The 22,744-nt window shown below is 63.4% G+C and carries 22 protein-coding genes and 1 pseudogene; 12 read left to right on the forward strand and 11 right to left on the reverse strand.

Annotation, left to right across the window (positions count from 1 at the left end):
- The first annotated feature begins 91 nt into the window (after nucleotides 1-91).
- Nucleotides 92-502 (forward strand): VOC family protein, encoded by a 411-nt coding sequence (locus tag NGM29_RS18775; protein WP_254161068.1) that lies wholly within the window; start codon nucleotides 92-94, stop codon nucleotides 500-502.
- Nucleotides 503-610: 108 nt separating this feature from the next.
- On the opposite strand, the gene NGM29_RS18780 is transcribed toward NGM29_RS18775, so the two are convergent.
- The 3 genes from NGM29_RS18780 to NGM29_RS18790 all read right to left on the reverse strand — a co-directional run bounded on the left by NGM29_RS18780 (nucleotide 611) and on the right by NGM29_RS18790 (nucleotide 2,930).
- Nucleotides 611-1,570 carry a 3-hydroxyacyl-CoA dehydrogenase family protein gene (locus NGM29_RS18780; RefSeq protein ID WP_254161070.1) on the reverse strand — a complete coding sequence of 320 codons (960 nt, stop codon included), beginning with the start codon at nucleotides 1,568-1,570 and terminating at the stop codon, nucleotides 611-613.
- A gap of 3 nt (nucleotides 1,571-1,573) precedes the next feature.
- On the reverse strand, nucleotides 1,574-1,975 hold the full coding sequence (locus tag NGM29_RS18785) for a VOC family protein (RefSeq protein ID WP_254161072.1): 402 nt from the start codon (nucleotides 1,973-1,975) through the stop codon (nucleotides 1,574-1,576).
- 64 nt (nucleotides 1,976-2,039) lie between these two features.
- The gene (locus NGM29_RS18790; protein WP_256548199.1) at nucleotides 2,040-2,930 is read right to left on the reverse strand and encodes an NAD(P)-dependent oxidoreductase; all 891 of its coding nucleotides are present in this window, start codon (nucleotides 2,928-2,930) and stop codon (nucleotides 2,040-2,042) included.
- Nucleotides 2,931-3,300: 370 nt separating this feature from the next.
- Between NGM29_RS18790 and NGM29_RS18795 the strand changes: the two genes are divergently transcribed.
- Entirely contained in the window at nucleotides 3,301-5,469 is a 2,169-nt protein-coding gene (locus tag NGM29_RS18795; protein ID WP_254161075.1) for an acetate--CoA ligase family protein, read from the forward strand.
- A gap of 38 nt (nucleotides 5,470-5,507) precedes the next feature.
- On the opposite strand, the gene NGM29_RS18800 is transcribed toward NGM29_RS18795, so the two are convergent.
- Nucleotides 5,508-6,605 carry a zinc-binding dehydrogenase gene (locus tag NGM29_RS18800; RefSeq protein WP_254161077.1) on the reverse strand — a complete coding sequence of 366 codons (1,098 nt, stop codon included), beginning with the start codon at nucleotides 6,603-6,605 and terminating at the stop codon, nucleotides 5,508-5,510.
- A gap of 198 nt (nucleotides 6,606-6,803) precedes the next feature.
- On the opposite strand from NGM29_RS18800, the gene NGM29_RS18805 reads away from it, so the two are divergent.
- Nucleotides 6,804-7,886, forward strand: coding sequence for a cupin domain-containing protein (locus tag NGM29_RS18805; RefSeq protein ID WP_254161078.1), 1,083 nt, complete (start codon nucleotides 6,804-6,806; stop codon nucleotides 7,884-7,886).
- 129 nt (nucleotides 7,887-8,015) lie between these two features.
- On the opposite strand, the gene NGM29_RS18810 is transcribed toward NGM29_RS18805, so the two are convergent.
- The 3 genes from NGM29_RS18810 to NGM29_RS18820 all read right to left on the reverse strand — a co-directional run bounded on the left by NGM29_RS18810 (nucleotide 8,016) and on the right by NGM29_RS18820 (nucleotide 10,462).
- The gene (locus NGM29_RS18810; protein ID WP_254161081.1) at nucleotides 8,016-8,894 is read right to left on the reverse strand and encodes an alpha/beta fold hydrolase; all 879 of its coding nucleotides are present in this window, start codon (nucleotides 8,892-8,894) and stop codon (nucleotides 8,016-8,018) included.
- Nucleotides 8,895-9,002: 108 nt separating this feature from the next.
- A complete protein-coding gene (locus NGM29_RS18815) occupies nucleotides 9,003-9,665 on the reverse strand; it encodes an aspartate/glutamate racemase family protein (RefSeq protein ID WP_254161083.1) in 663 nt (220 codons plus the stop codon).
- A complete protein-coding gene (locus tag NGM29_RS18820; RefSeq protein WP_254161085.1) occupies nucleotides 9,662-10,462 on the reverse strand; it encodes an SDR family oxidoreductase in 801 nt (266 codons plus the stop codon). Before NGM29_RS18820 ends, NGM29_RS18815 begins: the two co-directional genes overlap by 4 nt.
- 310 nt (nucleotides 10,463-10,772) lie before the next feature.
- Between NGM29_RS18820 and NGM29_RS18825 the strand changes: the two genes are divergently transcribed.
- The 4 genes from NGM29_RS18825 (at nucleotide 10,773) to NGM29_RS18840 (ending at nucleotide 14,863) form a co-directional block, all read left to right on the forward strand.
- Nucleotides 10,773-11,186, forward strand: a complete 414-nt coding sequence (locus tag NGM29_RS18825) for a VOC family protein (protein ID WP_254161087.1) — start codon at nucleotides 10,773-10,775, stop codon at nucleotides 11,184-11,186.
- 103 nt (nucleotides 11,187-11,289) lie between these two features.
- Nucleotides 11,290-12,096: a hypothetical protein gene (locus tag NGM29_RS18830; RefSeq protein WP_254161089.1), complete on the forward strand. Its 807-nt coding sequence runs from the start codon at nucleotides 11,290-11,292 to the stop codon at nucleotides 12,094-12,096.
- A 42-nt stretch (nucleotides 12,097-12,138) separates the two neighbouring features.
- Entirely contained in the window at nucleotides 12,139-13,425 is a 1,287-nt protein-coding gene (locus tag NGM29_RS18835; protein ID WP_254161091.1) for a ribulose-bisphosphate carboxylase large subunit family protein, read from the forward strand.
- 22 nt (nucleotides 13,426-13,447) lie between these two features.
- The gene (locus NGM29_RS18840) at nucleotides 13,448-14,863 is read left to right on the forward strand and encodes a four-carbon acid sugar kinase family protein (protein WP_254161093.1); all 1,416 of its coding nucleotides are present in this window, start codon (nucleotides 13,448-13,450) and stop codon (nucleotides 14,861-14,863) included.
- A 38-nt stretch (nucleotides 14,864-14,901) separates the two neighbouring features.
- Here the strand turns inward: NGM29_RS18840 and NGM29_RS18845 are convergent, their stop codons facing one another.
- Entirely contained in the window at nucleotides 14,902-15,150 is a 249-nt protein-coding gene (locus NGM29_RS18845) for an SDR family oxidoreductase (protein WP_254161095.1), read from the reverse strand.
- Nucleotides 15,151-15,289: 139 nt separating this feature from the next.
- On the opposite strand from NGM29_RS18845, the gene NGM29_RS18850 reads away from it, so the two are divergent.
- From NGM29_RS18850 to NGM29_RS18865, 4 genes and pseudogenes are all read left to right on the forward strand, one after another.
- The gene (locus NGM29_RS18850; protein ID WP_254161097.1) at nucleotides 15,290-16,360 is read left to right on the forward strand and encodes a zinc-dependent alcohol dehydrogenase; all 1,071 of its coding nucleotides are present in this window, start codon (nucleotides 15,290-15,292) and stop codon (nucleotides 16,358-16,360) included.
- A gap of 5 nt (nucleotides 16,361-16,365) precedes the next feature.
- The gene (locus NGM29_RS18855; protein WP_254161099.1) at nucleotides 16,366-17,442 is read left to right on the forward strand and encodes a cupin domain-containing protein; all 1,077 of its coding nucleotides are present in this window, start codon (nucleotides 16,366-16,368) and stop codon (nucleotides 17,440-17,442) included.
- 152 nt (nucleotides 17,443-17,594) lie between these two features.
- Nucleotides 17,595-18,824 carry a hydroxyacid-oxoacid transhydrogenase gene (locus tag NGM29_RS18860; protein WP_254161101.1) on the forward strand — a complete coding sequence of 410 codons (1,230 nt, stop codon included), beginning with the start codon at nucleotides 17,595-17,597 and terminating at the stop codon, nucleotides 18,822-18,824.
- A 90-nt stretch (nucleotides 18,825-18,914) separates the two neighbouring features.
- Nucleotides 18,915-19,535, forward strand: a pseudogene (locus NGM29_RS18865) (IS6 family transposase).
- Between the two features lie 29 nt (nucleotides 19,536-19,564).
- On the opposite strand, the gene NGM29_RS18870 reads toward NGM29_RS18865, so the two are convergent.
- From NGM29_RS18870 to NGM29_RS18880, 3 genes are all read right to left on the reverse strand, one after another.
- Nucleotides 19,565-19,909, reverse strand: coding sequence for an AzlD domain-containing protein (locus NGM29_RS18870; RefSeq protein ID WP_254161102.1), 345 nt, complete (start codon nucleotides 19,907-19,909; stop codon nucleotides 19,565-19,567).
- Complete coding sequence (locus NGM29_RS18875) at nucleotides 19,906-20,646, reverse strand: AzlC family ABC transporter permease (RefSeq protein WP_254161104.1); 741 nt, start codon at nucleotides 20,644-20,646, stop codon at nucleotides 19,906-19,908. Before NGM29_RS18875 ends, NGM29_RS18870 begins: the two co-directional genes overlap by 4 nt.
- Before the next feature lie 129 nt (nucleotides 20,647-20,775).
- Entirely contained in the window at nucleotides 20,776-21,207 is a 432-nt protein-coding gene (locus NGM29_RS18880; protein WP_254161106.1) for a universal stress protein, read from the reverse strand.
- Nucleotides 21,208-21,333: 126 nt separating this feature from the next.
- Here NGM29_RS18880 and lpdA point away from each other — a divergent pair, with 126 nt between their 5' ends.
- Nucleotides 21,334-22,737: a dihydrolipoyl dehydrogenase gene (gene lpdA / locus NGM29_RS18885; RefSeq protein WP_254161112.1), complete on the forward strand. Its 1,404-nt coding sequence runs from the start codon at nucleotides 21,334-21,336 to the stop codon at nucleotides 22,735-22,737.
- The last annotated feature ends 7 nt before the right edge of the window (nucleotides 22,738-22,744 follow it).

Consider the following 22,744-nt stretch of genomic DNA (forward strand, 5'->3'; position numbering starts at 1 on the left):
CCGTTCGTGGACCGAATCCGGTCGGCGTTCGTCAGAGGGGAACTCTCGCCTCCTGGCGAACTATCAAGTGGGGTGGCGCGAAATTACGGGTATGTTCGAGGGCGTACACCACGTCGGACAGATAGTGGACGACATCGAGGAGACGAAGGCGTTCTACGAGGACGTGCTCGGCGGCACCGTCACGAGCACGGGGAGTGTCGACGGCAAGGTCGACGTCGCGTTCGTGGAGCTTCCTGAGTTCCGGACCGAATTGATCTGTCGACACGAACGTGGGACGTACCTCGACGACCTCCTCGACGAGCTCGTCGAGAAGTCCGAGTCCCACGTCGCGCTCGTCGTCGACGACATCGCCGCCGCGATGGCGACGTTCGAGGACGCCGGCTACTCGATGTACGACGATGAACCCGTGGACGGCCTCGGCCCGTACGTGCGCGCGTTTGTCGAACCGAGCGAGGTCCCCGGGATGCCCATCGAGCTCGTCGAGGAACGCTCCGAGGATTGACGGCCCCGTTCGAACTGTTTTTCCGTTGCACTCGAGAACGTAAGAAGCGCCCCGCCAGCAGCAGCCGGCGGGAGTGAGATGTCGTCAGTTCGGTGGTCGATACCGGTCTCAGTTATCCTGGGTGTCGGCCGACGAGTCACCGCGAGCCTCGCGTAGCGCCAGGATGGTGCGGTCTCGGTCCTCCAGCACTTCTTGCGGTGGCCGGTCGTATTCGTAGAACCCAGCGCCGTCTTCGACGCCGTTCCGTCCGGCGTCGATGTACTCGTCGAAGAGGTTGCTCGCCTCCTCGTCGGTGTTGAGGTGCGGGTACAGGTCGTTCGAGATGTCCCGGAACAGGTCGAGGCCACTGAGGTCGACAGTCTCGAACGGGCCAACGACGGCCGTCCGGAGCGCGTAACCGTCGCGGACGGCGGCATCGACGTCCTCGATGGACGCGATGCCTTCGTCGACGATGTGCATGGCCTCGCGCAGCACCGCAAACTGGATGCGGTTCCAGACGAACCCGGGGACGTCGCGGTTCACGACGATTGGGTTCCGGTCGACGGACTCGACGAATGAGACGGCGCGGTCGACGGTTTCGTCGGACGTCTCCTCGCCGCGGACGATCTCGACGAGCGGCATCAGGTACGGTGGGTTCCACCAGTGACAGCCGACGACGCGGTCCGCCGCGTCAGGCACCGCATCGGCGATGTTCGTGATCTGGATGCTGGACGTGTTCGACGCCAACACCGCGTCGTCTGGGGCAGCCGCGGCGACCGCCTCGAACAGCTTGTGTTTGATATCGAGGTTCTCGGAGACGCTCTCGAGGACGATGTCCGCGTCGGCGACGCCGGCGTCCTGGTCGAGCGTCAACTCGATCGATGACAGTACGTCGTCGGGGTTCGCGTCGATGCCAGTGGCGTCACGGAGGAATTCAACGGCGTCGAGAATCCTGGCGCCCGCCTCGTCGAGGTTCGACTGGCGGTGGTCGATGAGGACGACATCGCAGCCCTTGAGCGTGAAGTGTGTCGCTAAGCCGTTCCCCATGATACCGGCGCCGACGACGGCGACGGTCGGTCTGTCAGCCATCGCTTAGTTGTACTCTTCGACGATCTGCATCGGAACGATGGTGTCTCGTTCGTCGAGCGTGACGACCTCCCAGTCGTAGCCCTCCTGGGGTTCGTCGTCCTTCACTCGGATGCCGCGGGACTCCAGTTCCTTCATGCTCTCGCGGATGTCGTCGACCTCGAACGCGATGTGGAACCAGCCCTCCCCCTGCTCCTGGAGGACGTCGTACGTCCAGCCAGAGTCGCCGAGGGGTTCGATGAGTTCGACGATGTTGTCGCCAGCGTTGTAGAGCGCGACGTCCATCGAGAACGCGCCGGTGACCTCGTCGCGGTTAACGAGCGTCATATCGTAGTTGTCTTCGAACCGTTGCATTGCATCTTCGATGTCTGCGACGACGAACGCGATGTGGTGAATCTTGGTGAACATTGTGTCGTGTGAGTTTCGGTGGTCGGTCAGTGATCGATTCTATTCGGGGTCATGGCGAGAGGTGTTACAACTGGAAGACGGCTGTGACGTCCCTGTCGGCTAGCCCCTCGCGTTTCGCTTCGACGTACTTCTGCATAGCTGCTGCCCCGAGCGGCACGGGGACGTCGAGTTCGACGGCGGCCTCGGTCATAAGTCTGAGATCCTTGTGCTGGAGGTTAATCTCGAACCCGGGTTCATGTTCTTCCTCGATGTAACGGTCGCCCCACGTCTCGAGGACCCACGAGGACCCCGCGCTCTGGACGAGGACGTCGCGCAGCGTCTCGCGGTCGATTCCGTTCGCGTCGCCGAACCGGAACGCTTCCGCGACGAGCACGGTCTGTGCGCCGACGAGGAGTTGGTTCGCGAGCTTGACGGTCTGTCCGGCGCCGGTCGAACCGACGTGGAACACGGTGTCCGCCATCGGCTCGAACAGTTCTCTGGCTTCCTCGATGTCGTCCTCCTCGCCGCCGGCGATGACAGAAAGTGTTCCGGCTTCCGCGCCGGACACGCCGCCACTGACCGGTGCGTCGACTGTCCGGATACCGTCTTCCGCGGCGAGTTCCGCGACCGTCTCGCTCGTCAGCGGGTCGATGGAACTCATGTCGACGTAGAGGTCGCCCTCGTCGAGCGCGTCGAGCAGGTCCTCCGCAACCGCAAGAACCTGATCTGGCGTTCGCAGCACTGTTATCGCGACGTCTGCGTCGGCGATAGTCTCCGGGATGGAGTCGGCGGTCTTTCCCCCGGCGTCTTCGAGCGCGCGTTTTCGTTCTTTGTCGAGATCGGTGCCGACGACGTCGACGCCGGCCTCGACGAGGTTAACTGCCATCGGGAGCCCCATTCGGCCGAGGCCAACGAATCCGACGGTCATCTGTGGATTCGTCCTGGTTCGTGGTTCTTGGTATTCATACTCATTAATCTAGTTCTTGATATGCTATCGCGAGCACGTCGCCGTGGTCGCGGTCCACACTCCACCGTGTGAGTGGTTCGGTACGAACGTACGATACGATACCATCGTGACTAATAAATTTTACTGTAGTGGATATTCGGGTTCCCGCTCGCTGTCGCGTGGTCGATCGATATCGGCCGACACGGGGTACTTTTACGATGCCCGCCGCCGTCGAGTGGCGTATGTCGAGCAGTATTCACGACCTGCCCGCGGCGAGCATCGTCGACCGGTGGACGCTCCTCGCCCCTGTTCGCAGGTGCACGTTCGCTCCCCTACGGTCCGAGAATCCCGTGGGCGTCGCACACCGACGCCCCGTCGTCCACCCCCCGCAGAGGTCGCGATGAGCGACGATCGCTCCGACCTCGACCCGCTACTCGCGCCCGACTCGGTCGCCGTCGTCGGTGCGAGCCCGGACAACTGGTACTCCGGAAAGCTCGTCGACAACCTCCTCGAGTATGGGTACGAGGGTGATGTCTACCTCGTCAATCCTGGGCGCGACACGGCCTGGGGGATGCATTGCTACGACGACGTCGGCGGGCTCCCCGAGACTGTCGACCTGGTCGTCTGTTGCGTCCCGCGTGCGGTCACCGTCGACGTCCTCCGGGAGGTTGGTGAACGCGGCGTGCCCGCCGCGCTCGTCATCACTGCCGGGTTCGCCGAGGCCGACGCGGAGGGCGAACACCTCCAGGCGGAACTTGTAGACGTCGCCGACAAGTATGACATGCACGTCGCGGGACCGAACTGCATCGGGCTGGCGAACGTCGTCGAGGGAACGGTACTGACGAGCACGTGCTCGCGCCAGCCAGAACCGGGCTCCATCGGCCTCGTGAGCCAGTCCGGCGCGCTCGCGTTCACGACGTTCTTCGAACGGGCGGCCGACGAGGACGTCGGGTTCTCGCACGTCGTCTCGACGGGGAACGAGGCCGCGCTCTCGGCGACCGACATCGTCGAGTACCTAGGCTCGCAGGACGCGGTCGACGTCGTCTGCGCGTACGTCGAAGGCCTCGACGACCCGCGGCGGTTCGTTCGCGTCGCCGACGATGCCGCCCGGAACGGGACACCGGTCCTGACCGTGAAGGTCGGGCGTTCCTCGGTCGCCGAGGCCGCCATCCTCTCACATACCGGCTCGGTCACCGGGAGCGACGACGCCTGGGCGGGTGCGTTCTCACAGGTCGGCGTCGAGCGCGTCCCGGACATCCCCGACCTACTCGGTCGCGCGAAGGCTCACGCGGCGTTCGACCCACCGGCGTCAAACCGTATCTGCATCGCATCCACCAGCGGTGGGATGGGGAGCCTACTCGCCGACATGGCCGCCAAACGCGGCCTCGAACTCCCCGACATCGACGACGACACCGAGCGCGCACTGCTCAACATGGACGGCCTCCTGACGTTCGGAGAACTCCACAACCCCGCCGATATCCGCGGCCAAGGCGCGGACGTCCTCCCGGAAATCACCGACGTCCTGTTCACCGACGACGCGTTCGACGCGTACGTGTTCGCGATCGGGCTTCCCGCGGTCGGCGAGGACGCCGACGCTATCGCCGACTCGCTGCTCGCGGTCGCCGACGCCGCCACCGACCCGGTGTTCTTACTCTGGACCGGCCGGAAGGAACCGTTCGAGCCCGGCGGCACCCAGCCCTACGAGCGCGTCCGCCAGCGGATGCCGCTGTACTATGACCCGGGGCGCTGCATGGACGCCGTCGCCTCCCTCTTCGAAGCCGGCGAGAACGCGGACCGGCTCGCCGAGCGCCCGTCGCGTGCGGCGCTCGAACGTGACGCCGGCTGGAGCGTCGAATCCGACGACCCCGACGCGGTAGACGCGGCCGACGCGACTGACTACGGCATCGACCTCCCTTCGGACGACGTGCTCTCCTGGACGCGGGCCGCCAGGCTGCTGGAGGCCTTCGGTATCGACGTGCATTCGACTGCGCTTGCGACCAACGCGAGCGAGGCCGCGGACGCGGCTGCAGACTTCGGGTTCCCGATCGTGCTGAAAATTGATTCTCCGGATGTCCCCCATCGTACCGACGCCGACGCGGTCCGCGTTGGCCTCGAGGACACCGCTGCCGTCCGTGACGCGTACGAGACCATCGTCGCGAACACGCGAGCGTACGCCCCCGACGCACGGATCGAGGGCGTGCTCGTCCAGCCATACGTCGACGCGGGCGTGGAGACGCTCGTCGGCGCCACTCGCGACGACGCGTTCGGACCGGTCGTCACTGTCGGGTCGGGCGGTGTCGCCGTCGAACTCCACGACGACACGGCCGTTCGCCTCGCGCCGCTCTCGAAGGAAGACGCGTACGACGCCATCGAGGCGACGACACTCGAGGAACGCTTCGGCGGATACCGCGGCGACCCGCCGCGCGACGTCGACGCGCTCGTCGACCTCCTTGAGGCGGTCGGTCGACTCGCCGCGGTGATCGACGGCGTCGCCGAATTGGACCTGAACCCGGTCGTCGTCCACGAGGACGGCGTCTCCATTGTGGACGTACTCGTCCGGACGAACTGACCGACTCGCGTTGGGGACGGAGAAAGAACGAGACTGGGTCAGTGCGGGAGCAGCGTCGCTCGCGTGACCTCTCGGGAGTCCGACTGCTGGAGCGCCTCGTCGACGTCAAGCAGATTGAACTCTGCGTCGATGAGGTCCTCGTAGGGATACGTATCGGTCTGCTCAGCAAGGAACTCCAGTGCGCGGTGGAGGTACCACGGGTCGTACCGCACCACGGATGTGATGTCGATGGACTTGCGCGTGAGGAGCCCCGGGTCGAAGTCGGTCATCGCACCGGGCGTGACGTTTCCCATCTCCAGGTACCGCCCACCGTCGCGCAGGAGACTGATGCCCTCCGTGAACGCCTCCGGAACGCCTGCGACCTCGACGCCGACGTCCGCGCCGACGCCGTCCGTGAGCTCGCGGACGCGCTCCGCACGGGCGTCGACCGAGTCGTACTGGCGGAAATCAACGACGTGATCGACGCCGAACTCGCGGCCGCGGTCGATGCGGCCCTCGACACCCTCGACGAGGATCGTCTCCGCGCCCCGCTCGTTCGCGTACGCAATGGCGTTCAGCCCCAGGCCGCCGCCGCCTTGGACGACGACGCTGTCGCCGTACTCGACGCCGGTCTCGTCGAGGCCGAACATCACTTGGGAGAGCGCGCAGTTTGCGCCCGCGGCGATGCTAGGGTCCAGTCCTTCTGGTATCTTGTAGAAGTACTGGTCCTGGTGGACGACGTAGTGTGTCCCGAACGTCCCGTGGAAGTGCGGCGGTTCCTCAGGCGACCGCGACCAGTACTCGTAGACGTTTTCACAGAGGTGGAACTGTCCGTGCAGGCAGGCGGTACAATTCCGACACGTCAAGTAGTAAACGGGCGCGATGAGGTCGCCCTCCTCGACTGGTTCGCCGGCGTAGTCGGTCTCGACGCCCTCACCGAGTGAGTCGATGCGACAGAGCGCCTCGTGGCCGAGTGATCCCTCCTTGATCTCAGGGTGGTCCCCCCGCCAGATGTGCAGCTCCGACCCACAGACGTTCGCGCGGTCAACCGTCGTGACGATCTCCCCGGGCCCCGGCTCCGGAACCGGATACTTCCTGAACTCGACGCGTCCCGGTTCGGCGAGGTATGCGACCGTACCCATCTCGGAGGTTGGCATGGTCTAGCGTGTGTCACGGGGGGTGATTATTCTTCGCACTGGCAGCCTGACGCAGTGGACCCCGACTGCACGCCCTGCCGGCCGCTCGAAATCACCAACCTCTCGGTGCGCACGTGCCATCGAGCGGTCACTGCGAAGACCGGTATGCGAGTAATCTGTACGAACGCTTAATGCGACGGGTGTCAACGATGGAGTCGAATGTCCGTGGATATCGACTACGACGGCGACCCTTTCAGGCCGACCAAGGAGCGTCCGAAGGCGAGTGTCGTCCGATTCGACGACGTCGAACCGTGGGCCCGGCACGCGTCAGACATTGGCTGCAACTTCGACCACCTCGTCTGGGGGTACGACCTCCCGGCGTCGCGGTGGTTCGATCGCGGCGAACTTCGGCAGCTCGACCCGGGCGAGTACACCGACTTCCAGTCGCACCGGGAAGATGTGGAGGGTCCCGTTGAGAAGGTCGTCCGCGTCGTCTCAGGCCGCGGCGTGCTCCGGACCGAACACCGGGACGAACCGCTCGAGCGCTTCGACCTCGTCACCGTCCCGACGGGTGCGGCCTACCAGCTCGGGAACGCCGGCACCAATGAACTCTGGCTCGCGTCGTGGACGTCGGTCGGCGACAACCACCTGCACGAGGCGTCAACGCTCGAACCGGCTGAACGGACTGGGGCTCGCGAGGAGTACGAGCGCGTCATGGCCGCACGAACGGACGAGGGGTTGCAGACAGCTCCTGGGTACGCCGGCGACTACGACGGCGACCCGGACGAGGACCGCCCGGAGCCGACGGTCACGCGGTTCGCGGAGTCGATGCCGAAGGTATTCCACGAGTCGCCTGCGGTCGGCTGTAACGCGGACCGACCCGACTGGATTACGACGACCGAAGACCTAGAGTGGTTCTCCGACAGCGTCGTCATGCGGCTGGATCCCGGGACGTACACGAGTCTGCATACGCACTTCGACAACGAGGGCCCCCACGAGGAGGTCTACTGGGTGATGGCGGGCGAGGCACGGCTCGTGACGGAGTACCGCGACGAGCGACTGCGTCGCTTCGACTGCGCGTTCTTCCCGACGAACAACCCTCACTCGATCGGGAACGTCGGCACGGACACGCTCTGGGTGGGGGCGTGGGGCGCCCGCGGCGGGCGGGAGGCTGAGTTCGAACTCGACGATCTCGAGGTCTCGGAGCGACCGGGGCAGGCTGAGGAGTACGAGCGTGTGATGGCGGCGCGGAAGGAGCGAGGACTCTCGACGCCCTCGTGGGTGTCGTTCGACGACGAGTGAATCGAGGGCGAGCGCGTCGGCGGTGTGCGAACCACTGGCGAGCGGTTCGACGGTGTGAGGCGACGTAATCGTGTCGACGATGTACGAGCAGTCTCGCGCGCTAGTAGGGCGTCCACGCGACCGCGTCGTTCAGTCGAGTCCCTCGAAGAACGATTCGATCTCGGCGTTCGCCTGCTCGGGCTTCTCGTGGTGGAGGAAGTGGCCGGCGCTGGGGACGGTGTCGAGTTCGTAGTCGGCGAAGTACTCGCCGATCCGGTCGGCCCACTCGGCGTTGACTATCGGGTCAAGCTCGCCCCAGAGGATGCGCGTCGGGACCTCGATGGGGTCCATCTCCGGGGCACCCTCGCGCATCAACTCCTTCCGGGCGTCGTCGGCAGCGATGTACCAGTTGAATCCGCCCTGGAGGTTCCCTTCCTGGAGGTACGTGTCGACCCAGGCCTGGCGGTCTTCTTCGCCGAACGCCGATGGGTCGCCCGCCCAGTGATCGAGGAAGTGCCCGATGTACGCCTCGCAGGCCTCGCGGCTGGAGCCGACGAGGTCCGCAGCCCAGGGCTGCTGATTGAACGACTGGTACCAGATCTCGTCGATGTGCTCGGGGTCTCGCCAGCGTTCGCCGATCCCCGGGTACGGCGTGTCGAAGAGGAAGAGACCGCGGAGCACGTCGGGGTGTTGGCGCGCGATCTCCTGTCCGACGTACGCGCCGAGGTCGTGGCTCACGAACCCGAACTCGTCGATTTCCAGTTCATCCGCGAGCGCAAGCATGTCCTCGACGTGCGCGTCGACACCGTACCCCTCCTCGGCGGGAACGTCCGGTTTCTCGGAGTCACCGAACCCGCGGAGGTCCGGGACGATGATGTCGAACGACTCCGCGAGTACGGGGACGTTCTTTCGCCACGCACGCCAAAACTCCGGCCAGCCGTGCACTAGGAACAGCGGGAACTCCGACCCCTCTCGGACGTAATGCAGTTCAATACCGTTCGCCTGAGCGTACTCGTGGTTAAACGACATTTCGCGTTCGACTACACGACCAGGGGGCGTATAGCTGTGTGCCCCACGCAACTGTTCACCTGAAAACGACGCGACGACCCGCTGCGTCGAGAAGCGGTGCCTACGGCGTCAGGGACTCGCGCTGACGAGTTCGGCGATGTGTTCCATCGCGAGATCTGGACTGGAAAGCACCGGCACGCTCGTGCGCTCGAACAGCGAGGACTCCAGGTGACTCATCGACGCCTGTGCAAGTACGACGACGTCGAAGTCGTCGGCGAAGTCCTCGACGGCCTCAGAGACGAGTTCGTCGTGCATTTCGAGGTCGCCTGCCCGTCGAGCCTCGAACGCTTCGTCCACGAGGACTGTCTCGACCGTTACATCGCGGCCGGCTTCTTCGCCCTTCCGTTCGACGAGGTCCTTGCTCGGGCCGAGCGTCGAGGCGGCCGTCGCGACGACCACAATTCGGTCGCCGATCTCGACGGCTCGCTCAGTCATCGGGTCGTCGATCTTCACGATAGGGACGTCGACGAGCTTCCGCGAGACGTCAACCGCTGGGGACGTGCTCGAACACGTATCGAGGACGATGTCGGCCCCGCCGCGTTGTGCAAGTGCGAGTTGTGTACAGATGCGCTCGGTGACGTTCGGTGTGAGTTCGCCCGCGTCGAGCATGTCGTCGAGGACGCTCTCGTCCACGACGTGGTACCACTCCGCGTCGGCGAGGTACTCATCGGCGAGTTCCTCGAACCGACCCGTAAGGGCTGCGACCGTGTGGAAGAGCGCGACGCGCGTCATTCGTCTTCGGACGACTCGATACCGTGGGAGTTCGTCGCGCCGCCGTCGACGACGAGGCTCTCGCCGTTGACGAAGTCCGCAAGCGGACTGGCGAGGTAGAGCACGGCGTTCCCAATGTCCTTGGGTCTGCCGACGCGACCGAGGGGCGTTCGCCCGGCGTACTGTTCGGCCGCGTCGGTTTCGAACATGCCGAGGTCGTCGTGGGTCATGCTCGTCTCTACGACTCCTGGCGAAACGTCGTTCACGCGGATGCCGTACGGTCCCAGCGACGCTGCGAGCGCGTACGTCATCAGGCGGAGCGCGCCTTTCGAGGCACTGTAGACGACACCGTTCCCGCGGCCGACGATTCCGGAGATGCTCGCGATGTTCACGATGCTCCCCTCGCGGTCCGCGTCGACCATCCGCTCTGCGGCGAACTGAGCAGCGAAGAACGGCCCCTTCACGTTGATGTCCATGATGCGGTCGAAGTCGTCTTCGGTTTCGTCGAGAAACTGCGTATCTTCCGTGATGCCGGCGTTGTTGACGAGGATGCTGACGCCACCGAGCGCCTCGGCCGCATCGAACACGTTCTCGAGCTGGTCCATATTCGTGACGTCGCACTCCACGAACTCGCCGCGCTGACCGTACTCGGATTCGACGAGTTCGTGCGTCGGGTCGCCACCCTCCCTGGGCTCCTTCTGGATGTCTGCGACGACCACGTCGGCGCCGTGTTCGGCGAGAGTGGTGCTGATCGCTCGGCCGTTCCCGCTCGCGCCACCAGTGACTACTGCTACGTCGTCCGCTAACCAATCGGTCATTGTACCATTTGTACTATCAGTGTGATCCTTGTTAACTATTACTCTTAGAGACAGCATTTTCGGCGTCTTTCCGAAATGAGTCACACGGGCATACCCGCTATGACAACGAGCGGCCCGGAGGATTCGCGTTCGCCACCTCTTCCATGTGAGTAAACCCTAAGGTCCATGGTTGTGATGGTTCAAGCACGACTCCCACACGTGGCAAGTCGTTCGAGCAACCCACCGTGCGTCGATCGACAGGCGACCTCGTACTCGGGAGCGACCGAACTCGGTTCGGGATGGCGAATCGCTGCCAGCGACCACACTACCAATGTTCACCAAGATCCACCACATCGCGTTCGTCGTCGAAGACATCGAATCGTCAATGACTAGCTTCGAAGAGAACTACGGGATGGAACTCCTCACACGCGGGGAGATGACCGCGCAGTACCAGATTCCCCAGGAGATAGACGTCGCGCTTTACCAGGCTGGGGATAACATCGTCGAACTCATCGAGCCCCTCAGCGACGAGGGCTGGACGTACGACGTCCTCCAGGAGCAGGGCGACGGCTGGTTCCACATCGCGTTCGCCGTCGACGACATCCGCGAGAGCATGGCCGAACTCGAGTCGCGTGGCATCCGTATCTGGGACGACGAGCCGTCGCAGGGGTTTGCGTGGAAGGTTGTCACACTCGAACCCGAGGACACGCTCGTCCCGATGCAGCTCGTCGAGGAGACCGACTGACGTCGGTTATACCGCGACCGCACACAAAACCGCTCGCGTCGACGGGCCAGCGTTGCGTCCATGGAACGTTTTATTAATCCTCGCGCACACAGCATGTGATAGGATGCCAAGAGACATACGCATCGTCGACAGCATGACGCAACCCGACGACGCGACCGGGACGACCGTGATAACTGGCAGTCACGGCGGGATCTCCTCAGGGCGATACGCTGCCAGCCTTAGCGTGTCCGGCGTCGTCTTCAACGACGCGGGCATTGGGCGCAACGAGGCCGGCATCAGGTCACTTCCCTACCTTGACGACCTCGGTTGTCCGGCCGCCGTCGTCGACAACGACACCGCTCGAATCGCGGACGGCGTCGACATGGCGAAGCACGGATCGATCAGCCGCGTAAACGACATCGCGGCGGACCTTGGCTGCGAGGAGGGTCAGAATGCGCTTGACTGTGCCGTCACGATGCACGACGGCGACATCGAACCCGTATCCGCGGACGCCGACACCGACCTGACCGAGGTCGAACTGGACGGCGGCGACGTCCCGGTCTGGGCAGTCGACTCGATTGGGCTGATAGCCGGCCGGCACGAGGGCGCGATCACGATCGCCGGCAGTCACGGCGAGCGACTGGCCGGCGAGTTCGAGACATACGTCCCGACCGAAATTGCGGGCATCACGCTGTTCGACGCCGGCGTCGGGAAGGACGACGCTGGCATCGGCCGACTCGCGACGATGAACGACCGCGGGATTCCCGCCGCCGCGGTCGACGTCGACTCCGCGCACATCGGAGACGCCGTCTCCGCGTGGGAGGACGGTGTGCTGAGCCACGTCAACGACAGCGCTGCGAGCCTCGGCGTCGAACCGGGCGACACGCCACAGGACTTCGCGAAAGCCGTGCGCGAGGACCGCGGAGCATGACCGTGCTTGACCGACCAGATCCATGACGGAGCGACCGGACCCATGACCCAGGGCACCACGCGCAGCGACTCCCGGACGGAGGCAACGTACCTGATCGAGACGCCCCAGCCCGTCGAACGAGTCGCAGAGATGATAGCCGACGAACAGTCCTCCGGTACGTTCGTCGACGTCCCCAGCGAGACCGACGCGCTCCGAGAGCATCACGCCGCGCGCATCGAGGCGACAACCGAACTGGAGACCGTCCCCGAACCCTCGCTCCCAGGGTCGAAGCCCGCAACCGACGCGAATACGAATGACGTCTCGTACACGCGTGCGGAGGTCGCCCTCTCGTTCCCGCTCGAGAACACGGGGACGTCGCTCCCAAACCTCATGACGACCGTCGCGGGAAACCTGTACGAGCTCCAGCCGCTCTCCGGGATTCGACTCGTCGACCTCGACCTACCCGACGAGTTCGCGGCCGAGAACCCCGGCCCACAGTTCGGAATCGAGGGGACGCGCGAGCTCGTCGATGTCCACGACCGGCCGATCATCGGGACAATCGTGAAACCAAACGTCGGCCTCTCGCCCGCGGACACCGCCGAAGTCCTCGAGCCCGTCGTCGACGCGGGTGTTGACTTCGTCAAGGACGACGAACTCATCGCGAGCCCGCCGTACTCGCCCGTCAAGGAGCGTGTCGAAGCGGTGATGGACGTCGTCAATCGACACGAGGACGAGACCGGCGATCGCGTCATGTACGCGTGCAACATTACGGGTACCGTCGACGAGATGCTGGAGCGCCACGACGCCGTTAAGGACGCCGGTGGGAACTGCGTAATGGTCAGCCTCCAGAGCGTTGGGCTCGCCGCGGTGCAGGCACTTCGCGAGGAAGCCGACCTCCCTATTCACGGCCACCGGAACGGCTGGGGCGCACTCTCTCGGTGTCCCCAGCTCGGGTTCAGTTACGTGGCGTACCAGCAGTTCTGGCGGCTCGCCGGTGTCGACCACCTCCACGTAAGCGGCCTCCGGAACAAGTTCACGGAGTCCGACGAGTCCGTCATCCAGTCGGCGAAGGCCGTCCAGCGTCCCATCGCCTTCCCTGACGATGTCGCGATGCCGGTGTTCTCCTCGGGCCAGTGGGCTGCGCAGGCGCCAGACACGTACGACGCCCTCGGGAATTGCGACCTCATGTATCTCGCCGGCGGCGGCATCCTCGGGCACCCTGACGGCCCCGCCGCAGGCGTCGCGCACTTAAAACAGGGCTGGGAGGCCGCGATGGAGGGAATCCCGCTCGAGGAGTACGCGACCGACCACGACGCACTCAGCACCGCACTTGACTACTACGAACAATGATGAACGCACGCAACTCAAAGCGATGACAGACGAGACGACCCGATCGAACGACGACCTCCTGATGGCGTTCTACGGGGACGACTTCACGGGGTCGACTGACGCACTAGAAGGCCTTGCGGACAACGGCGTCCGCGCACTGTTGTTCGTCGACGATCCACCGACGCCCGAGGAGCTGAAGCAATTCGACGACCTGGACGCACTCGGCGTTGCTGGCGCGAGCCGGTCGATGACTCTGCCCGAGATGACCGAGGAACTCCGACCGGCATTCGAGATGCTCAGCAATCTCGACGTCCCAATCGTCCACTACAAGGTCTGTTCGACGTTCGACTCTGCACCCGACGTCGGCAGCATCGGACACGCTATCGACATCGGCCAGGCCGAGTACGACTCCTCGATCGTCCCCGTCACGCAGGGCACCGAGGTCCCCCACGGCCGGTACGTCGCGTTCTCGAATCTCTTCGCCGTCCAGAACGGCGATACGTACCGGATTGACCGCCATCCGACGATGCGCGACCACCCTGTGACTCCGATGCGGGAGGGCGACCTGCGCCGACACCTCGCCGAGCAGACCGACCGCTCTATCGGCCGAGTCGACATCAAGGATCTCGATTCAGTCACTACAGCGGAGTCGGCGCTTGAGGACGCGAGCGAGGAGGGCGAAATAGTTGTCTTCGACGCGCTCGATACCGATCATCTTGAGGTCATCGGTCGAGTGCTTTGGGACCGTGCGAACAAAGCATTCGGCCCGCTGTTCATGGTCGGATCCTCCGGTGTCCAGCATCACTCTCTGGTGCACGCATGGGAGGAAGACGACCTCATCGACCGCGAAGACCGACTGTACCGCAAGCGCGATTCTGTCGACACGTTACTCGTCGTCGCCGGGAGTGCGTCGTCGACGACGGCCGCACAGATTGACTGGGCGAGCGGGAACGGCTTCCTCGACATCCGCCTCGACACCGAGGCGCTGGTCGACCCGGACGCGGCCACGAACGCGCGCTCGTCGGCGGTGAAGACAGCAGTCGATGCCATCGAGGACGGGCAGAGCGTCGTCCTCTACTCCGCTCACGGCCCGGGCGATTTGGCTCTGGAGAACACCCGCAAGCACTACGACTCGCTAGATGTAGACGGTACGCTGGAGACTCGACTCGGGCGGGAACAGGGCGCGATACTCCGTGAGGTTCTTGAACGAACCGGACTGACCCGGGCGTGCGTCGCCGGCGGCGACACGAGCAGTCACGCCATCCCGCAACTCGACATCCGCGCGCTCGAAGCGATCGCACCCGTCGGCCCGGGCGCGCCGCTGTGTCGCGTGCACGCCGACGAGTCGACGTTCGATGGCCTCGAACTCGCGCTCAAGGGCGGACAGATCGGGACGCGAAACGAGGACGCCGACTACTTTGGCGCGGTTCGCGACGGCGGCGTCGCCGTCGACGGGTAATCGCGCGACGCCATGCACCGTCGGCGACGACGATGGGTCTATTCGTCGTCCGTCGATCCGATGCCCTGCGTGTTCGTAGTGGCGCCGTCGACGACGAGCCTCTCGCCGTTGTCGAAGTCTGCGAGCGAACTGACAAGGTAGCACACTGCGTCGCCGATGCCCTGCGGTGTGCCGACGCGACCAATTGGGATCGTATTCCGGAACTTCACCGTGCCACCGGCGTTGAGCATCCCGAGATCGTCGTGGGTTACGCTCGTAGCGACGACGACCAGGGCGACGCCGTTCACGATAACTATCGTTCGCCAAACCCCGATTGCCGGCCCATCTGTCAAACGAGCCCTCGGTGCGGAATAGCACCCTCGAACCGTGACTTTATGGGCAATGGTAGTGTATCACACGATGTGAGTTAGCGTGAAGACAACTGCTATGGTGTTATCCGAACCAGGTCGTCTCGAACCCAAGGAGTTCTCCGTCCCCGAAGCGCCCGATGAGGGCGCGGTAATCGAAGTAGAAGCGGCGTCGGTCTGCGGGACCGACCTCAGCCTCTATAAGGGTACGAATGATATGGGGGAGTTCCCGATGGTGCTCGGCCACGAGGTAGCCGGTGTCGTTGTCGACGGCGCCGAGGAAACCCTCAATAGGTGGGGTGTCGAGGTCAGCGACCGCGTCTCCCCCGAGCCATACCTCCCTTGCAACGACTGCGAGGACTGTCTCCAGGGGCACTACCACATGTGCTCCGAGGGCCGCCTCTACGGCATCACGCTCTCGACTGACGTCGACCCAGGCATTTGGGGCGGCTATGGCGAGTACATGTACCTCCATCCGAAGTCGCGCGTCCACGCCGTCAATGACGACGTTTCACCGGAGGCCGCATGTCTCAGTAGTGTCGTTGGGAACGGCGTCCGCTGGGTCAGCCGGAAGGGGCAGGTCGACCCGGGCGAGAGCGTCGCTATCGTCGGCCCAGGTGCGCAGGGGTTGGCGTCGACCATCGTCGCGAAGGAGGCTGGCGCCGACCCACTCGTCGTCATGGGGCTGTCGTCGGACGACGAAAATCTCCACGTCGCCTCCGATATCGGCGCGACCCACACGCTCTACAGCGACGACCCCGACGCCGCCGAGCGTGCGAAGGACGTTGCGGGCGGCTCTGGGTTCGACGTCGTCATTGTCACTGCCCCCGCCGAACCCGCCGTCAACATGGCTATCGACCTCGTCCGTCCGCGCGGCCGACTCGTCCAGGTCGGCCTCCTCGGGGAGGACGCGACCATCCCGCTCAACGCCATCGTCAGCGACGAGATAACGCTCCTCGGCGGCCGCGGCCAGGCCGGGGACGTCGAGAAGGCAATGAACGTTCTCGAACGGAACGCCGAGGACGTCGCCCGAATCAACTCGCACACGTTCGGTATCTCCGAAGCGGAGACAGCGATCAACCGGCAGCTTCCCGGCGACGAGTTCGATTCCGAGATTGTGCACGCGGTACTCGTCCCGGACGAGCGCTAATCACGATGCGGATCGAGTACGACTCCGATCCGACTTACTCGCTCGAGGAGCGACCGAAGGCCAGCGTCGTGCGGTTTAACGAAGTAACCCCGGCGACCCGTCACTCGTCCGATGTCGGGTGTAACTTCAAGCACCTCGTCTGGCGGTACGAGTTCCACGGCTCCCAGTGGTTCGACGGCCTGGAACTCCTCAAAGTCGACCCGGGGACATATACTGACTTCCTCTCCCACCGGGAGGACGTGGAAGGCCCCCTGGAGCGAGTGCTGCGCGTGTTCTCCGGGCGCGCCGTGATCAGGACCGAGCACTGGGACGAACCACTCGAGCGCTTCGACCACGTCGCCGTGCCGACAGGCGCGGCCTACCAGCTCGGGAACACCGGTGTGGAGCCACTCTGGGTCGGCTCGTGGTACTCCACTGGCGGGAACGGCGCATCGCCGGAGACGATGCTCGAACCCGCCGATAGGACTGGTGCCCGGGCGGAGTACGAGCGAATCATGGCTGTCCGAGACGAGCGCGGGCTCTCGACCCCGCCGGGCGACGACGGTGACGACGTCGACTCTCCGAACGTAGACCGACCCGACCCGACGGTGGAAGCGTTCGCCGACGCCCAGCCCAAGACACGATACGAAGCGCCGGAGGTTGGTTGCAACGCCGACTGGCTGGCATGGATGACGAACTTCGACGTACTCGAGTGGATATCGGATAGCTCCGTAATGAAGCTGGAGCCAGGCGGATACACGAGCCTCCATACGCACTTCGACAATGAGGGCCCTCACGAGGAGCTCTACTGGGTGATGGCGGGCGAGGCGCGGCTCGTGACGGAGTACCGTGACGAGCGGCTGTGTCGTTTCGACTCCGCGTTCTTCCCAACCGGGAATCCACACGCCATTGGGAACGTCGGTACAGACACGCTGTGGGTCGGGGCGTGGGGCGCCCGCGGCGGCATCGAGGGCGAGTTCGACGTCTCCGACCTCGAGATATCCGACCGACCCGGACAGACCCAGGAGTACGAACGCGTAATGGCCGCCCGGAAGCACCGCGGGCTCTCGCTTCCTCCGAACGTCGAAGTCGACGACGCGTAAACACTCGGCCGCTGCGAACCGGCGAATTGCTGGTGGCGGACCGGAGGAATACCGGCGGCGTGCCGGCGGAGCGCTCCGCGAGCTCACGCGGACACCACTGCGGACGGCCGCGCCTGGGAAAGAGATACAGTACTTCCGGTCTCAGGAAGACCATGTTCGATCCGGAGACAGTCTGGACGTTCGACGCAGCTGATCGCGTCTCGTTCGGCGTCGGGGCGGCAGAGGAACTGAGTGACGAACTCGACGCGTTCAAGCCGGAGAGCGTACTGTTCGTCTCGGACGCTGGTGTCGTCGACGCCGGCATCGTCTCGCATCTGACAGAGCAACTCCCCGCTAACCTCGACTACGAGGTGTACGGCGAGGTCGAGCCGGAACCCGATGTTGACGTATTCCGCGACGCCCTTGAGTACGCACGCGACGTAGGACCGGACGTCGTGGTCGGCGTTGGTGGTGGGAGCGCGATGGATGCCGCGAAGACAATCGGTGCCCTCATCGAGGCGGACGACGGCCCGCTCTCTTACGTCGCACCGCCAACTGGCGACGGGAAGGCCGTCCCGGAATCGGGCCGACCCACAGTATGCGTCCCGACGACAGCAGGCACCGGCGCGGAGACGTCACCGGCGACCGTCATCTCGCTCCCAGATCGGGATACGAAGGTCGGCATCTCTAGCCGCTACCAGTATCCAGACCTCGCGCTACTCGACCCGACACTGACCGTGTCCCTTCCGCCGGCACAGACGGCATCGTCGGGAATGGACGCCCTCGCACAAGCGATCGAGGCGTACACCGTCCGTCGGTTCGACCAGAAGCCGCGTGCACAGAGTCCTGGTGAACGACCCGACTACGGCGGCCGTACGCCACTGACTGACTCGTTCGCCCTGCAGGCGATCGACCTCCTCTCTGAGAACATTCGTTCGGCGGTCGGAAACGGCGAGAACCTTGACGCTCGCTCCGGGATGCTCCTCGGGAGCTTTCTCGCAGGACTCGCGTACACGAATGCGGGTGTGACGGTCAACCACGCGATGGCGATGGCCATCGGCGGGAAGTTACACAGTCCACACGGCGTAACTGTCGCGGCGCTCCTCCCGGCGTCCCTCGAATACAACGCCGCAGGCCTGCCTGAGCGCCACGAGCGAATCGCGGAACGTCTTGGCGTCGAATGCTTTGGGGACGAGGAGTCCGCTGGCAAGCGAGCGGCGACTGCCGTCAGACGCCTGGCCTCCGACCTCGACCTCCCCGACGGCCTCTCGTCGTTCGGCGCCACACCCGCGGATGTGACGCCGTTCGCTGAACGGACGATGCAACTCGAACGGTTGACGTCCGGGAACCCTCGCGGCCTCTCGCTCGCTGATATTGAGGCGATGATCGAGCGGTCCCTCTGATCATCGTGGTTCCCTAGCGGACGTCCTCAGCGAAATCGGTCGTGTTTAGTTAAGGCTGCAGGGTGAGGCGAGGTGATTTTCAGCTGGTCTATGGCGAAAATAGCTCGCCTCAGTGGTCGTAGCGACTGGATTGAAGTAGACGTTGTGGAGCGAGAGCGGACACCGCGTCAGCTGATGAAGCTCGGTATTCGGCTCCACCTTGCTTAATTATCGCTTTCGAATATCATCTTAGAACATGAGAAGTTCGGTGTCGAACGGTCGCGGAAAGCCGTCCATGACTGGGTGCAGAAGGCAGAGTTACAGCCCGCCAGCAATGCGAATCCGGATCAGGTCACGCTCGACGAGACGGTGATCCGAATCAATGGCAAACAGTTCTGGCTGTACGCCGCTGTCGATCCCGAGACGAACAAATTTCTGTATGTACGTCTCTTCACGACGACTACGACGGCATTGACGCAACGGTTTTTGCGAGAGCTTCATGAGAAACACGACGTCGCTGACGCCGTGTTTCTCGTCGATAACGCACACGATCCAGCGACTGCATTGCAACGAACTGGGCTCCGATTTCATCCCGAACGACACGGAAATCAGAACGCCGTCGAACGTGTCTTTAGAGAGATAAAACGACGCACTTCTTCGTTTAGCAATAGTTTTAGCCACGTCGATCCAGCGACCACCGAAGCGTGGTTACAGGCCTTCGCCGTCTGGTAGAATTCGCGTAACTAAACCCGATGGCGAAATCACAGACTGATCTGAAACGTCCAGAGTGCGATCATACCAATCCCAATCGTCGCCAGAACGTTCTCGGTTCGCCAGGCGATGATCGCCGCTATGGCCCCTGCGAGAAGCATCGGCCACTCGAAGCTGAGTCCGAACGATGGCTCAACTGAGAGCACGACTATCGCGGGGACGATCAACGCCGCCAGCACGGCTGCAGGAACAAACCTGAGAATACCGATAACCTGCGGTGGGATCCGATCGAGGCGACCGAACAACAGGATGAACGAAAGACGAAGTACCAGAGTCCCTACGCCTGCGGTCAGAATAACTAGCAGTATAGTCTGGGAGTTGTAGCCGCCCGTCACGCCGATTCACCACCGTCAGTGGCGTCGTCGAATTCCTGGGTCGAAGGGAATTCACCGTTCAAGCATTCAACGGTGACTCCTACGAGGATACCGATGCCCGCGGCCACCACGAGCCCGAGATTGAACGGAAGCGGGTCGGTGATAACAGCGAAAAAGCCGGCCACGAGAGCGGTAATCGCAGTCGGTCGACCTTTTAACACGGGGAATAGCAACGCCATGAACGTCAATGGAATTGCGAACTCGAGTGAGAGCCCCGCCGGAACGTTTGCGCCGAGGAGGACGCCGACGACGGTTCCGACCTGCCAGGTAATCCAGAGCATCATCGCGGTGCCGAGATAGAACCACTTTCTGCTCCGTTCGTCGGGAGTGGTTTCAGCGAATTCGGTAACCGACAAAGCGTAGGCAAGATCCGTGAGTACGTACGCGCTGAACCATTTCGACAACGTGGAGTAACGACTGAGATAGGGGGCGATAGAAGCGCTGTACATCATAAACCGGAGGTTGACGATAATCGCGGTGAAGACCACGACGACAATCGGCGCTGACTGTCCGATCAGGTCTATTGCAGCAAGCTGGGCCGCTCCCGCGAAGACGACTACCGACATCGCTACGGCGAGTATCGGCGAGATACCGACGTTGACCGCAGTCACCCCCGTAATGATGGCGAATGGAACCATCCCAAGCATCAACGGTGCACATGCTCGCAGCCCATCGACGAAATCAGTGCGTGCGCTCATCCTGTCACCGTCCAGCGTCGTTCGTCGACGTGTCCTCGGATGGCACGCTGCTCGCCCTCGGCGAAGCGAATTGATGCGGCATCCTCGCTGTTGTCTACCGGTTCGGAGATACCCCTCATAATCGAACCGTCATTTCACATTCGGTGACGGAACGACAGTCACCGGTGCGGGCGAGTTCCGGATTAAGGACAGTGTTGTTCCTCCGAAAATGACCTTCCCGACCGGCGAACGCCGCTTGTCGGGGACGACGACCTGGTCGATCGATTCGTCGTTGATCGTCTCCAGAATTTCGTCGACTTCGTCACCCTCGCGAACGACTAACTGCGCCGAGATACCTCTGTCCTCGAACGCCTCCATTGCCGACTCGACCGCAGACGGGAGCGAGAGATCCTCCTGATCCAGCGAGACGTAGCTTCCGTCCGATCCAATGAAGTCGACGTCTCGAGCCACGTGGACGATGACCACAGAAAGTTCGTCTCGTCCAGGAAACGATGCAATCGTCTCTACTGCGCGTGATACGCCAGCGTCAGCCGTTCCAATCGGTACGAGTACCGAATACATGGCTCACAGTTGGAGAGTACGGGTAATAAGACTCCGCCTTATTGAACGCATTTTGATATTATATCTCGGCTTAATTCGCCGGTATATACATAACTAATCGGGAGTCATCCAAATCTAGACTGAGAAATGACTGCATCCAGTCGATCAGACCTGGTAGTGATTGGTGGAGGCCCTGGGGGCTACGTTGCCGCAATCCGAGCCGCACAGCTTGAGATAGACGTCACACTTATCGATGCCGACGCGCTCGGTGGAACTTGTCTCAACTACGGATGTATTCCGTCGAAAGCATTGTTGTCTGCCGCCGGATTAGTCCATGAGGCCAGCCACCGAGAGTCGGCCGGAATTTATGCCGATCCGTACGTAGAGTGGAGCGAACTCCTCGAGTGGGGGTCGGGCATTATCGACCAACTTACCGGCGGCGTCGAACAGCTCTGTGAGGCTGCTAATGTCGACCTCCTTGCAGGCCGTGCGACGTTCGTCGATGAAACCGAACTCACGGTCGAGACATCAGACGGTGATGAACGGACCGTCTCGTTCGAGCACGCCATCATCGCCACCGGAAGCCGGCCGATCGAGCTCCCCGGATTTCCGTTCGAGAATGACCGTGTCATGACTTCCAGAGACGTGTTCTCACTCGAGGAGCTGCCGCGAAGACTGGTCATTATAGGGGCGGGATACATCGGGCTCGAGCTGGCGACCCTGTTCCAGAAACTCGGCGTCGACGTAACCGTCCTCGAGTACGAGGACGACGTACTTCCCGGCTGGGACGACGACCTCCGACAGATGATCCGCTCGCATGTCGAATCGCTCGGCGTGACGTTCGTATTCGGGGAATTAGCCGCCGACTGCACGGTCGACAGCAGCCAGGTCACGGTGACGACCGAACTCGACAGCGGCGAGAAGAATTACTACGAGGCCGACCGGGCCATTGTCGCCGTCGGTCGGCAACCAGTCACCGATTCGGTCGACCTCGAAAACGCCGGTATTGAGGTGACTGACGCCGGATTTATCGCCATCGACGGCAGCTGTCGAACGAACCTAGAACACGTCTTTGCGGTGGGCGATGTCGCCGGCGAGCCGATGTTGGCGCACAAGGCCAGTGCCGAGGGCATCGTCGCCGCCGAAACAATCGCCGGGCTGGATGCGAGCATTGACGACCATGTGATTCCAGCGGTCGTCTTTACGGATCCCGAGGTTGCGACAGTCGGACTCTCCGAAACGGCCGCCGCAGAAGCCGGGTTTGAGCCGGTCGTCGGCCGAATGCCGTTTGGGGCGAGTGGCCGCGCGCTGACGACAAATAGCCCAGAGGGTTTCGTTCGCGTCGTCGTCGACGAACCATCTGGAACGCTCCTTGGTGCGCAGGTCGTCGGCGAGCATGCCTCCGAACTTGCCGGCGAACTCACGCTCGCGATCACCGCAGAGATCTCGGCCGAGGCGGTCGCGGAGACGGTCCATGCTCATCCTACCCTCTCGGAGAGCGTAATGGAAGCGTGTGCCGCCGCACTCGGAAAGGCTATTCACACCACATAGACGAGGT

Origin of the sequence: Natronosalvus rutilus, assembly GCF_024204665.1 — an archaeon.
GTDB classification, from domain to species: domain Archaea; phylum Halobacteriota; class Halobacteria; order Halobacteriales; family Natrialbaceae; genus Natronosalvus; species Natronosalvus rutilus.